Annotated in this window: 11 protein-coding genes; 4 read left to right on the top strand and 7 right to left on the bottom strand. The window is 51.5% G+C overall.

Annotated features, from left to right (window positions below; translation table 11 throughout):
* Positions 1-69 precede the first annotated feature (69 nt).
* Positions 70-888, bottom strand: a complete 819-nt coding sequence (locus GGR27_RS19140) for a hypothetical protein (RefSeq protein WP_168040413.1) — start codon at positions 886-888, stop codon at positions 70-72.
* Positions 889-1,077: 189 nt separating this feature from the next.
* On the opposite strand from GGR27_RS19140, the gene GGR27_RS19135 reads away from it, so the two are divergent.
* From GGR27_RS19135 to GGR27_RS19120, 4 genes are all read left to right on the top strand, one after another.
* Complete coding sequence (locus tag GGR27_RS19135) at positions 1,078-1,299, top strand: heavy-metal-associated domain-containing protein (RefSeq protein WP_168040411.1); 222 nt, start codon at positions 1,078-1,080, stop codon at positions 1,297-1,299.
* A 38-nt stretch (positions 1,300-1,337) separates the two neighbouring features.
* Positions 1,338-2,297, top strand: a complete 960-nt coding sequence (locus tag GGR27_RS19130; protein WP_168040409.1) for a 1-aminocyclopropane-1-carboxylate deaminase/D-cysteine desulfhydrase — start codon at positions 1,338-1,340, stop codon at positions 2,295-2,297.
* A 96-nt stretch (positions 2,298-2,393) separates the two neighbouring features.
* Positions 2,394-2,867 (top strand): (2Fe-2S)-binding protein, encoded by a 474-nt coding sequence (locus GGR27_RS19125; protein ID WP_168040407.1) that lies wholly within the window; start codon positions 2,394-2,396, stop codon positions 2,865-2,867.
* 10 nt (positions 2,868-2,877) lie between these two features.
* Positions 2,878-5,091: a molybdopterin cofactor-binding domain-containing protein gene (locus GGR27_RS19120; RefSeq protein ID WP_168040405.1), complete on the top strand. Its 2,214-nt coding sequence runs from the start codon at positions 2,878-2,880 to the stop codon at positions 5,089-5,091.
* 11 nt (positions 5,092-5,102) lie between these two features.
* Here the strand turns inward: GGR27_RS19120 and GGR27_RS19115 are convergent, their stop codons facing one another.
* From GGR27_RS19115 to GGR27_RS19090, 6 genes are all read right to left on the bottom strand, one after another.
* The gene (locus GGR27_RS19115) at positions 5,103-6,392 is read right to left on the bottom strand and encodes a hypothetical protein (protein WP_168040403.1); all 1,290 of its coding nucleotides are present in this window, start codon (positions 6,390-6,392) and stop codon (positions 5,103-5,105) included.
* Positions 6,393-6,441: 49 nt separating this feature from the next.
* A complete protein-coding gene (locus tag GGR27_RS19110) occupies positions 6,442-7,071 on the bottom strand; it encodes an RNA polymerase sigma factor (protein WP_168040401.1) in 630 nt (209 codons plus the stop codon).
* A gap of 100 nt (positions 7,072-7,171) precedes the next feature.
* Positions 7,172-8,911, bottom strand: a complete 1,740-nt coding sequence (locus tag GGR27_RS19105) for a hypothetical protein (protein WP_168040399.1) — start codon at positions 8,909-8,911, stop codon at positions 7,172-7,174.
* 255 nt (positions 8,912-9,166) lie between these two features.
* Positions 9,167-9,751, bottom strand: coding sequence for a hypothetical protein (locus GGR27_RS19100; protein WP_168040397.1), 585 nt, complete (start codon positions 9,749-9,751; stop codon positions 9,167-9,169).
* Positions 9,748-10,131: a phage holin family protein gene (locus GGR27_RS19095; RefSeq protein ID WP_168040395.1), complete on the bottom strand. Its 384-nt coding sequence runs from the start codon at positions 10,129-10,131 to the stop codon at positions 9,748-9,750. Before GGR27_RS19095 ends, GGR27_RS19100 begins: the two co-directional genes overlap by 4 nt.
* A 225-nt stretch (positions 10,132-10,356) precedes the next feature.
* Complete coding sequence (locus GGR27_RS19090; protein WP_168040393.1) at positions 10,357-10,839, bottom strand: YtxH domain-containing protein; 483 nt, start codon at positions 10,837-10,839, stop codon at positions 10,357-10,359.
* Positions 10,840-12,475: the final 1,636 nt, after the last annotated feature.

Genomic DNA, 12,475 nt, shown 5'->3' with positions numbered 1-12,475 from the left:
TTGTGGCGAAATCTGGTTAAGTAAGGTCAGCTACTACCGTACTATCATACTATGGCGAAGCCGCCACTGTCATACTAAAATATCCTCCCGCTTCAACTTCAAATTCCGCTCCGCGTGCATTTTTAAGATATTATCCCACAGGTAAGTCATCGCCCCCACCTTCTTGCCCGCTGGCGTTTCTACCTGGTACAAAGGGAATATTCGGGAATGGCTGTACACCAAAAATACCATCGCCAGAATGTTGCCTTTTTTATCCTGCACCGCTTGCGTACCGCCCCAGGAGCGGTGGAGCACTTGGTACATGATGCGCTGCATTGCGTGGTAGGTCCATTCGTTGTCGGCGGTTTTGCCGTTAACTTCTAGCCAGAGATCGGCGAACGTTTCGGGTTTGAAACTGCCGATGGGCCGTAGCTCGGCGTCTTCGGCGCGGAGAAGGCCTTCGTGGTAGGCGGGGGAGAAATCGCCGATGATGGTTTCGTAGGGATCTTTCAGGAACAGTACGGTGCCGGGGGCGGCTTCGACGTCGAATCGGCCGGGTTTTTGGGGGACGGAGGCGGGCTCGACCGTCAGTTCACCGCTACGGTACTCTTCCGGCACGGCATCCCAAAAGGACTGAATACGCTTGGGACTAATCGGTTTGACGGTATAAACGGCCAGCTCGGGAACGAGGCGCGGTTGCTCCAGGTAAGTGCGGCCGAGCCAGTTCTTACGGCGGGGGAGGGGCATGACGCTGACCCATTTGTCGCCCTCCACGAGCACGTCCCATTCCTTAGCGGTCGCGTTGAGGAACCAATCGTAACCATATATATTACCGTTCGTGGCGTAGTGAATGCAGGAGTTATACAGCTGCTTATCGAGGTCTTCTTGTTTTACCAGGCGGATGTTCATGGGAGGTAAAGGTGGTGCGCGGGGATTTGTTGGTCGGTCGGTGGGTTATGTAGTATCAAACCCATGATACTATTCAGGGCGCGGCCCCGATAGCTGTCGGGGGTGCAAAGTAGACTCGAAAGAGGGAGCAGGGTGGGGTTGACCCTTTTCCGTGGTTGTGGCGTTTGCCAGGGTAAACAACCCTACTTCATGGCCAGCAAACTCCAGTATTTTAGTACCAACATCAACTGCGGCAGTTGCGTCCGCACGGTTACCGCCTTTTTGGACGACGTGCCCGGCGTGACGATCTGGCGCGTCGACGTTGAGGATGCGCGTAAAGTGCTTACGGTGGAAGGAAACGCTAGTGAAGCGGATATCGTGGCTACCGTGGAGGAAGCTGGTTTTGACATTCAACCGTTGGAATTAGCTTAGGGCTACGCCCCGTATCGATTGCTTTTTACAAATTTACCATGCACCCGCGAAGCCATAGCGAGTCCCGCACCCATTCGGGACGGCCGCGCCCATCTCCCCTCGAAAGTATCCAGCACCCGGCGGCGGAATTAGCCGACGTTCAGCTTTTTTGCAAGCGAGACGATCTCTACACACCCGCACCGGGGACGGCTCTACAAGGAAATAAAGTGCGCAAGCTAGCGCCTATTCTTAACGATGCACTAGCGAGTGGCGATGATCCCGTTCTACTTAGTTTCGGTGGTGCCTATTCTAACCACGTTGCCGCCCTGGCCACCGCCGGGAAACTGTACAATTTACGGGTTCACCTGATCATTCGTGGCGAAGAAGTAGACAATCCACTCCTGGATTATTGTACCACGGCAGGCGCGCGACTGGAAAAAATCAGCCGAACCGAATACCGGCAAAAGCATGACCCTGCGTGGGTGGAAACCCTGCGGCAAAAAATCGCTGCGGAATACGATATTTCACCCGCCCATGTCTGGCTAATACCGGAAGGCGGCACCACCGAAGCCGGCATCGAAAACATGCGCCATCTCTATGACGAGATAACAGCCGATTTAAGCGCATACCCCGATTATTTAGCCCTCAGCGCCGGCACCGGCGGAACCGCGGCCGGCATCATCCGCGCCGCTAACGCCCGTACGAAAGTCGAAGTCTATCCCGCCTTAAAAGGAAACTGGATGCAAAAGGAAATAGCGCAACACCTTGCTTCAGACCAAGCTGAAAATTGGTCCTGCGTGACAGGCTATCACCACGGCGGCTACGGGAAGTACCCTAAAAAATGGATTACCCAAAGCTCCGGCTTAGCTACCCGCGCTGACGTTGGCGAACCCGGCCTCCCACCCCTTGAACCCATTTACACCGCCAAGCTTTTTACCGGCGTTCTCGATCGAATTGCCAACGGCCACTATCCTCCCGGCAGCACGGTAGTCGTCATCCATACCGGAGGGATTTATTAATTACGGCCGAGCAGCCAACCGATCCCGCGTACTTAAATTTGCCTCCACGGAGTAGTGAACCATTTCCCCGTACCTTACCGATACAATCCAATAAACATGCCCACTTACCAACTGAAAGTAAACGGCCAGCCCCGCGAAGTGGAGGCCACTTCGGAAACACCGCTCCTCTGGATTCTCCGTGATGACCTGAATCTAGTCGGTACGAAGTACGGCTGTGGCATCGGTTCCTGCGGTGCCTGCACCGTTCACCTCGACGGCGTGGCCATGCGCAGTTGCCAAACCCCCGTCGGAAAACTGGCCGAGAGCGGGCAAGCAGTCACGACCATCGAAGGACTTTCCGACGACGGCTCACATCCGGTCCAGCGCGCCTGGTTAGAACACGACGTGCCCCAGTGCGGCTACTGCCAGTCCGGGCAAATCATGAGCGCGGTCTCGCTCCTACAGAATTCACCACAACCCAGCGACGCCGAAATCGACGCTGGTATGAGTGGTAATATTTGCCGTTGCGGTACCTACGTCCGCATCCACGCCGCCGTAAAGACCGCCGCCAAACTTCAAGCCAACTCCTAAGACCTCAACCATGAAAAAGCTGAATAACAACCGCCGCAATTTTCTCAAAGTCTCGGCCGCCACCGGTGGTGGGCTGCTTTTAGGCATGACCTGGCTCACCTCCTGCGAGCGCGAAGTGGCGATTGAGGAAGGCACGGGATTTAAGATGCCCCCGCGACCGGACATGCCCGATAGATGGTCGGAAGTCAATGCTTTCGTTAAAATTGGGGAGAACGGCGTGGTGACAATTTACAGTCCAAACCCCGAAATCGGCCAGAACGTGAAGACTTCCATGCCGATGATCGTCGCCGAAGAACTCGACGTAGATTGGCAGAACGTCGTTGTGGAACAGGCGGGGTTGGATACGGATAATTTCAATAGCCAGTTAGCCGGGGGTAGCCAATCGATTCGCAAGAACTGGACTATTCTCCGGCAAACGGGTGCCGCCGCCCGCTACCTGCTGGTAGCCGCCGCTGCGGAGTCGTTGGGCGTTCCGGTCGCTGAGTTGCGCACGGAAAAGGGCATTATTTACCACGATGCTTCCGGAAAGTCACTTGGCTACGGTGAGGTAGCGTCCGCTGCCGCCGGTATCGAAGTGCCGGAAGATATTCAACTGAAGGACCCGAAAGACTTTACCATTATCGGCCAGGGTAAAAAGAACGTGGATGCGCTCGAAATCGTCACGGGCAAAGCGGTCTACGGAATTGATTTGCAAGCGGAAGGAACGCTCATCGCGGGCATCGTCCACCCGCCCGCTTTCGGAATGGAACTGAAGTCTTTTAACGCCGACGAAGTCAAGCAGATGCCGGGCATCCGGCACGTAGTGACCATCGACGCAAAGCCGGGCGGCGCGGAGATGCAATGGTCGGACGTGAACGCTTTCCCCCAACTCATCGCCATCGTCGGTGACAAAACCTGGCAAGTGTTTCAGGCCAAAAAAGCGCTGAAAGTAGAATGGACTACCACCTCCGCAGGTGAATTTTCCGCCGACCACCGGAAGGAACTGAAGGAACTGATCGAGTCCGGAAAGGCCGACGTAGCCCGCCGCGATGGCGACCCGGAGCAAGCTTTTGAAGATGCCGACCACATCGTAGAAGCGACGTACTCCGCACCCTTCCTGCCCCACAACACGATGGAGCCAATGAACTTCTTCGCCGACGTCAACGGCGAGCGCGCGCTGCTCAACGGACCGATCCAAACACCGGAATACTTACGCAAAACCGTCAGCGCGGTGACCGGGCTGGCGGAAGAAAAGGTAGACATCCAACTGACCCGCATGGGCGGTGGTTTCGGCCGGCGTCTCTACGGTAATTTCGGCGTCGAAGCCGCCCTGATCAGTAAAGCGATCGGTGGCCCCGTCAAGCTGGTTTACACCCGCGAAGACGACATGACCCAGGGCACTTACCGCCCGGATTATCTGGTGAAATACCGCGCCGGCCTCGACGCGGAGGGTAAGTTAATCGCCTTTCACGTACGGGGCGCGGGCACGAACGGCTCCCCCGTTTTTGCCAACCGCTTCCCCGCCGGAGCGGTGGAGAACTACCTGGCAGAGAATCTTTCTCGCGAATCCAACATCTCAACCGGCGCCTGGCGGGCACCTAAGTCGAACTTCATTGCCGGTGCCGAGCAGGCCTTTCTCGATGAAGTCGCGGAAGCCGCCGGGAAAGACCCGATCGACTTCCGCCTCGAACTTTTCGACCGCGCGATCGCCGACCCGGTCGGGGAAAAGAACGATTACGACGCCGAGCGCTACGCGGGTGTTCTGAAGGAAGTGCGCGTGAAGTCGGGTTGGGACGAATCCGGCAACCAGCACCGGGGCGTAGCGGCCTACTACTGCCACAACTCTTACGTCGCTCAGGTGCTCGATCTGAGTCTAAAAAATAACCGACCCCAAGTCGACCGGGTCGTTTGCGCGGTGGATTGCGGCATTGTCGTCAACCCCGAAGGTGCCGTTAACCAGATCGAGGGTGGCATCATCGATGGCATCGGCCACGCCCTTTACGGCGCCCTGACCTTTGCGGATGGCAAGCCCGAGCAGGAAAATTACAATACTTATCGGCTCATCCGCCACGCGGAAGCTCCGAAAAAGATTGAAACGCACTTCGTCGATAACGGTATCGCCCCGACCGGGCTCGGCGAGCCTTCCTTGCCACCGATCATGGGTGCGCTGGCGAACGCAATGTATAAAGCTACGGGGAAACGAGTTTACGACCAGCCATTTGCCAATCCTACGCTACGGGGGTAGCGTAGGAAGTCTTAGCGGTAAATAACGCCAACGGAGCCCCCGTACATCCACGCGGAGCGTTTGAGTCCGGAATCTGCCGAACGACCGAAGTTTAGCCGATTCAGGCTCGTCCGCAGTTGGAGTTGCCAATTTCCATTCTCGCTCAGTGGGAGGGTGAGGCTTGGCTGGAGTCGGTAGGAAAGATGCAGACGCTTAGCGTGTTCGACGTCCATAACGGCACTAGACAAACCACTTGGGTCGAGAACTTTCCCACTAGCGGCTATCTGATAATTGGCGTTGAGCCCTACGCCCAGGCTCGCTACTACGGAGCCGATGCGTCGTTCGTAGGCTAGTCCGATGGGCACCGAAAGCCAGGTGAGTTTATTATTGTGGGTCACGGTGTAGCGGCCTAGGCCGTCCGTAGTCTGCCCGGGAAAACTGGGGTGGGTAGCGATGGTATCGACCGTTGCCTCATGGTCGAGCAGGGTATGAGTACGGTGCACTTCTAATCCGCTCGTGACTAAGAATCCACTGCCGAGCCGACGGTTCAATACGAGGCCCGCGCTTTGACCCACCGTTCCAAAAGTAGCATCATTCATCAACTCCGACTGGCCGGGCTCCGCCCCACCGGTGAATTGTTCGTTTAAATAATTTGCGCCCGCAAAGGCACTAATCGACCAAGCACTCCGCTTCTTTCTGAATACTTCATCCGGATTGTTGTCTACTATAATTGCCCGGTCGGGAACCGTTAAAGTGGTTACGGGAAGGGCATTTACGGCGGGTGTCGCAATGGTGGGAGAGGCTAACTTAATCGGATTTGTGGCTACGACCTGGACCCTAGATTTGGGCGAACCTATTGGTAAAGCGGCATTCGCTGTCTCGCTATTCCGATCGTTTATTTTGCGCGGTCGCGGGTGCAGGGTAATCGGGTAGGCTGCGCCGATGGGCCGTGCCCGGTTGTCTCTAGCCGAAATACCTATACTAGTTGTTTCGTCCGTACAATTGCCAGCGTAGGGGATCACTAGGTCATCATTGCGGTCGCCTCGATTGCTACTTTTCTCAGAGGCAGCGGTCACTTCCGATGCAATCGTGTCAGATAAACCCGTTCCGTGTTGGTTAATCAGCCACCAAGCCCCGCCTCCGAGTAGGAGCAGGAGCAGCACAATCAACCAAGCCCACCTCGAGGAACGGGTATCTTTAGTTACACTGCCTACCGGTAATGATGCTACTATACTCGACCAGAGTAGGTCGTCCGCCGAATGATCTGGTTCGGACTGGCCTTCGCGTAAGCGCCGCGAAAGTTCTTCTTCAGGATGTGGCATGGTGGATAGTTGAGACGGTACAGAAAATAGTTAGCGGGTGAGGTTAGCGTTAGAGCGTTTGAATAGCCACGTGTAGGGCTATTATTACCGGTGTAATCATGGTGTTTGGTCGGTGGCGTACCCAGTCCCGTAAAGGATGCTCCGGCTCGGTTTGTATTTCCTGCTTCAGCCAGGCGCGGGCGCGGGTCAGTCGTTGGCGGGAAAGGGCTGGTGTAATACCGATCATCTCGGCGATTTCCTGGTGTCTATAACCCTCTACGGCGTGAAGATTAAATACCGTATAATAAGGGTGGGGCATTCGTTTGACCCAATTCAGTAATTCTTTATCCGTTAGCTGGCTCAGCGGCCCGGCGGTAGCACAGGGCTTCTGTAAACTAGCGTCGAGTATCTCGGTAGTAATGCTCGCTTGTTTACGGTTTCGTTTCAAACAAGTATTAATCGTAATACGGCCCGCCCAAGTACGGAAGCTTCCTCTTGTTGGATCGAATTGAGCTAAATTCTTGAAGATGCTCAAGTAGCTTTCCTGTAGCGCGTCTTGCGTTTCTGCTTCGTTTAACAAGTACCGATGGGCTAGGAAGCGTAGCGTAGGTAGAGAAATATCGTACAGGCAACGTTGAGCCCGTTGCTGGTTAGCAAGACAGGCACTAATTAGGGCGGCGTCAATACGTCTTTTAGCCAAAACGTTTAATTACTTATTGGAATGAAAAACAGGTAAGGTTAGTACAGCCTTTGGAAAGAGTTGACAGTTTGACGTGTCTCCTTGCACTCCGGCTGCTTGTCTATTCACACTCGCAATCCTGACTCACCCTGCCGTTGGATCCGTCCGTTCTACGACAGGCGTCGCCGACGTTAGCCATAAGCACCTGACAATCCAGTAGCGTACAGTTACACTTCGAATTGACGATGCCGGAGAGAGAATCCTGGACGGGGCAGAAGTCACCAATATTCCGCTCCAGCGCCAGGCAGTCAAAAGCTGTCCGGCTGACGTCGCACCCGCAGTTCTCATCCACGAAGCCCAGAACACCATCCGAGTTTGTGCACGGTTCACCTTTGTTTAACTGAAGATCAGGGCAGTCGTATTCCGGCCCGTCGGGGCCAACACACTGGCAGTCATTAGAAACGACCCCTAGTTCTCCGGTTCGGGATATTATGCAGGTATCCCCAATCTCTTCTCTTAATATGGGGCACGCGAAGTCGTTGGTGCAATTGCAGTCCGCATCGACTTCACCGACGTAGCCCACTGGTGTTATACAACGGTCGCCGATGTCTCTAAAAAGTTTGGGACAATCATGAAAAGGGACACAATCACAATTCTCGTCCAACTTGCCCTGATAGTTTTCGATTGTCCTACAAAAATCTCCGATATTTCTGGAAAACACGGGACAGTCAAAAAGGGGAACACAATTGCAAGCTTCGTCCAGTTCACCCGGATAATTCCCGGCCGTTCGACAGCGATCACCAGGATTACCTTCGAAGGTGATGCATTCGTACGGTGAACAGGCGCAAGTAAGAGAATCTACGTACCCCGCTTGCCCATTACCGAGGCCACAGGAGTCGTTGAAATTTAACTGTAGCTCAAGGCAATCATAGGTTATCAGGCAATCACAATTAGCATCGAGTTCACCAGCGTAACCTTCCGTTGTGGTGCAGGGGCTACCGATGTCTTTCGATACTTCGGGGCAATCGTAAACGGGATCACATTCGCAGGCTTCGTCCAGGCGGCCTAAGTATCTTTCGGGTGTTCTGCAATAGTCGCCGACGTCGCCGCTGAGTTCGGGGCAATCGTAAAAAGTGATGCAGTTGCAGTTCTCATCGAGCTGGCCGGAATAGTTTTCGGCCGTCTTGCAGTAATCGCCGATGTTACTTTCAAACACGGGGCAGTCATAAGGTGAGCAGGCACAATTAAGCGTATCTACGTACCCGGCCTGGCCATTACCCAAGCCACAAGAGTCGTTGAAGTTTAACCGTAACTCAGGGCAGTCGAAGCTTAACAAGCATTCACAATCTTCGGTTACCGAACCTCTCGCGCCGGAGCTCGTGCGGCAGCGGCGGCCGATGTTAGCCATTAAAACCGGACAGTCGAAGCTATCCGGAATAGCTGACGAGCAGCGACAGTTGCCCGTAACTATGCCGGGAAAGGTATCTCTAATCAGACAGCTGTCCAGAATATTAGCCATTAGTGCCGGGCAGTCGAGGCTATCCAAAGCAGGCTCGGTACAGACGCAGTTACCGCTGATGAGGCCCGCCGTTCCATCGGCCGTCCGGCAGGAGTCTTGAAAATTGGCTTGCAGTGTCGGGCAATCGAGTGAATCCGTGACGATGCACGCACAATCCTGGCTCACCGTCCCCGTCATGGCACCGGCGACCGCGCAAGAATCTTGAAAGTTTAGGGCAAGTGTAGGGCAATCGACGACGGGCACGACCTCAAATTCCTCGTTTTCGAGAATTCCACACGAAGCTAACAAGGCTACTAATGTGATGAGGCAACCGGTGAGAAGAAAGGTGATTTGCTTTAGCATGAGTCCAAGTTACGGGTGCCGGCGGTCATTTGATGATAGTATCGAAAGGGAAAGTTACCCGAGCCAACGCTCATGTATATATCCGAATCTCACGGAATGTGACACGGGTAATTAAATTATTTTCGCCCGTCCGTATTCTTATTCAGTCGCTTTGTGACTACGCGAGTTTGCACTAATGCAAGTAAAAAAGCCCCGGGCGGAGTCATCTCCACCCGAGGCTTTTTGCACTCGAAATCTACTAGCTAAAAGAGTTGTTTACACGTTTGGTACGCCATCCGTGTTGGCCGCTAGTTGTTTGTCCTTGTGGTCTTTGACGGCTTTGATAATCATCTTCACGGCAGGTACGGCAATCTTTGCAACCGATGCTACCGTGGCGAGACTGAGCAATCCTTTTTTGTCTTTTTGACTAAAGTTAGCACCGTGCTTAGCTTTAGGGTCAGCTGGTGACGCCTGATCAGCAGTCGGCCGCTGGTACTTGGTTTGTTGTGCAACGTAACGGGGGGCATCCTTCTCTTTATCCGTCTCTGGCGGTGGAACGGGATAATGGTACTTGGCTGGATCCTGTTCAGTCGTGGAGGGCACCTCTTTGACAATCGTTTTTTCGTGGTATTCGTGCGTATGACGTTTCTTGCCGCCAAAAATTTTGGAAATCATGAAGACTCCGACGATCGCTCCGCCAATTGGTAAAGCTACTTTTTTGAGAAGAAAATCATTTAAGTTTACCTTACTGGTACCCAAGCTGTGTGCCAATTCTCTCTGTGATACCTCGACCTCGAGTTCTAATTCTCTCTTACGTTTTTCGAGTTCGTCGAAGGTATGTATGTTCTGCGATTTGCTCATGATTTGTTGTCTGGTTTTTGTGGGTCGTCGTCAGCGAAGAAAATACTAATAATCTTACTGACGGCGGGGTTTACGATTAAGATATTCCGTAGCAGGAAGATGAGCAGTAACAAGGACAATAGTACGAGGGTAACAATACCAAAGCCCATTGTCAATTCAGGTCTTCCCGCTATCCAAAACGCCAGAGTGGCGAGTCCGAACACAGAAAAGACCAGTCCCAAAATCCCCAAGATTACTCCCATGACCACTCCGGAGATGGTCGTTGCTGATTTTTCAGCTACGCTGATCTTAATACTCTCGATTTTACGATCAAATATTTCATTCACGTACCCAATCGTTTCACCGATCTGTTCCGCTAAAGGTTGGTTGTCTCTTAACATACTAATGGGGGATGTTTTGTCACTCTCAAAAATTCAATGCCTCTCTTTGTTAACACGGAGACGGAAGATCTGTGCGCTGAAAAGAAGAAAATATTGATCGACCAGGTGATCTACGCCTACAAAAAAAAACAGCCATTACACGCTTGTGTAATGGCTGCCTGAAGCATTGGAAACATGAATTCGGTTAAAGTCAACCAGAATTCTCATTCCAGGGTAGCGGATATGCTACGCCTTGACGATGTCGTCAATCTTATCAGCCTTATCATCTATGTTGTTCTTTGCTTTGTCCATGCCCTTCTTGAAACTGTCGGCTACGGAATTAGCTGAATCGGTGGCGTCCTCTTTTAAGGTCTGTGCTGTAGTAGTAGCTTTTTCCTTAGTGGATGCGATCTGATGCTTAGCGGTGTCTACATACTCTTGGCCCTTTACTTTGGCGGTATCCAGGTACTCCTGACCTTTAACCTTAGCGGTATCGAGATACTCCTGACCTTTCACTTTAGCCTGGTCGGCTAGTTCGTTGGCCCGGGTTGACAACTGGGTGCTGTACTCAGAAACTTGATTACCGTACTCGTCAAAGCTAACCTGTGCCTTACGGCGGGCGGCACGTCCTTCATTAGAGTTAAGGTAGTAACCGACGGCTACACCAGCGATTAAACCAAAACCAAGAGCCCATCCTTTTGAGCCGCTGTCGTTGTTATTGTTGTTCATAATTATGATAGTTTGAGTTAAATTATTGGATCGACAACTTTAGCTGTCAATTTATACAAGTATAGCGTGTGAGTGCTACCGTTTGTTCGGTCAACTGGACGGTTTTTGTTCCATGATTGATGAGTTCAACACTAGTTGGTCGTATGGATATTCGCACCCGAGTAGAAGAACACACTCTTTTTATTGACTTCTGTGACCGGGGACACCTTAATTTACCGTCTCTTGAGCACAAGGGTTGCCTAACTAATGCGTCACCCCAAAATTATTCTACTACTTGCTAAGTCGTCTTAGTTGTACCGTATAGCGAAGCTAGTTCTCCCGAAGTCCGCAGACATTGAGTTTATCTCCTCTGGTAGGATTTGATGTGTTCTTACCTGAAATACAAAAGCACTTACCCGGTAAAAGCGTAGGCGCTTTTACCGGGTAAGATTAGATGAAACAAGTTTGTATGTAAAATAGAGAGAGACGAAGACGGCACGGCCATAGGCGCTGTGCAAAATTTTCTAAAAATTGATCTGAGAGAGGAATATTTTTTTGAGAGAAAAAAGGGTGCCATGGCCGTTTATGTTTCACCGAGTTACTCAAGGTGAAAGGCGGACATGGCACCAACTAAATACTAAACAACAACTCAAACGTATGGATCTTTATTTCGGCTGAAGGAGAAATCATTGCCCCCCTTCTTTCGATAAGTCAAAGATAGTTCTGTAAAGTAGAGGTATGTTGATCAGAAATCACTGATTTGTTACCAGGTTTTATTGTCTATAATTGAATATGAGTTGTGTGACGACTAGTGTTTACTGACATTAGGGTTGGATAATGAATAAGATTCGTTCACTTTGTGTCATGATTTTACTGGAAGTTTGACCGGTAGCGACTTATCGTTGCTAATTATTGGGTACGGCTCAATAGCATTTGAAACAAAACACAGGAAATTTTACGACAAACGATTTAAATAGGTGCAGCAAAAAAGTTGAAGCCGGTTCCAGAATTACGTACAAAAGCTTCACACAGTATTTACTGGAAGAAGAATAGATACAAGCGCTAACCGGCAATAGCGCGGGCGTTATCGCTGGGGTAAGTGTAAGAGGTATAAAGTGTGAGGAAAGAGAGATGCTGATGGCACGGCCGTAAAATACGGGACGACTATTTTGGAAGCTAGTCTAACATTTCACGGATTACTTGGCACAAAAAAGGGTGCCATGTCCGTTTGTATTTCACTGAATTACTCAAAGTGAAAGGCGGACATGGCACCAACTAAATACTAAACAACAACTCAAACGTATGGATCTTTGTGTCGGCAGAAAGGGAAATCATTGCCCCCCTTTCCTTCGATAAGTCAAAGATAATACTGCGCAGTAGGGTAAGGTTGATCAAAAATCAGTGATTTGTTACCACCTTTTTTTACACATAATTTAGTATAAATTGCGTAACGGTCAGTATCCACTAGTGTACAAGCCTCATGCAGTGAAATATTCTTTCATTTTGTGTCACGATTTTATTAGAAGCTAAGCCGGTTGATATATACCGCCGATAAATATTACTTATGCGAATCATGGGCTAAATAAGCTCTAATTCATCCATTCTGCCAAGGATTGCGGCTGTTATTTTACCAAATGTATGAACCAGTAACCCTTGA

Source organism: Neolewinella antarctica, from assembly GCF_011927835.1.
In the GTDB taxonomy this organism is placed as follows: Bacteria; Bacteroidota; Bacteroidia; order Chitinophagales; family Saprospiraceae; genus Neolewinella; species Neolewinella antarctica.
Note: the sequence above shows the minus strand (reverse complement) of the source record. Positions and strands in the feature narration are given on the sequence as shown.

Bases quoted from the DNA above. Each gene is read 5' to 3' on its own strand.
- GGR27_RS19140 (WP_168040413.1), bottom strand. From the start codon at position 888: ATGAACATCCGCCTGGTAAAACAAGAAGACCTCGATAAGCAGCTGTAT.
- GGR27_RS19135 (WP_168040411.1), top strand. From the start codon at position 1,078: ATGGCCAGCAAACTCCAGTATTTTAGTACCAACATCAACTGCGGCAGT.
- GGR27_RS19130 (WP_168040409.1), top strand. From the start codon at position 1,338: ATGCACCCGCGAAGCCATAGCGAGTCCCGCACCCATTCGGGACGGCCG.
- GGR27_RS19125 (WP_168040407.1), top strand. From the start codon at position 2,394: ATGCCCACTTACCAACTGAAAGTAAACGGCCAGCCCCGCGAAGTGGAG.
- GGR27_RS19120 (WP_168040405.1), top strand. From the start codon at position 2,878: ATGAAAAAGCTGAATAACAACCGCCGCAATTTTCTCAAAGTCTCGGCC.
- GGR27_RS19115 (WP_168040403.1), bottom strand. From the start codon at position 6,392: ATGCCACATCCTGAAGAAGAACTTTCGCGGCGCTTACGCGAAGGCCAG.
- GGR27_RS19105 (WP_168040399.1), bottom strand. From the start codon at position 8,911: ATGCTAAAGCAAATCACCTTTCTTCTCACCGGTTGCCTCATCACATTA.
- GGR27_RS19100 (WP_168040397.1), bottom strand. From the start codon at position 9,751: ATGAGCAAATCGCAGAACATACATACCTTCGACGAACTCGAAAAACGT.
- GGR27_RS19095 (WP_168040395.1), bottom strand. From the start codon at position 10,131: ATGTTAAGAGACAACCAACCTTTAGCGGAACAGATCGGTGAAACGATT.
- GGR27_RS19090 (WP_168040393.1), bottom strand. From the start codon at position 10,839: ATGAACAACAATAACAACGACAGCGGCTCAAAAGGATGGGCTCTTGGT.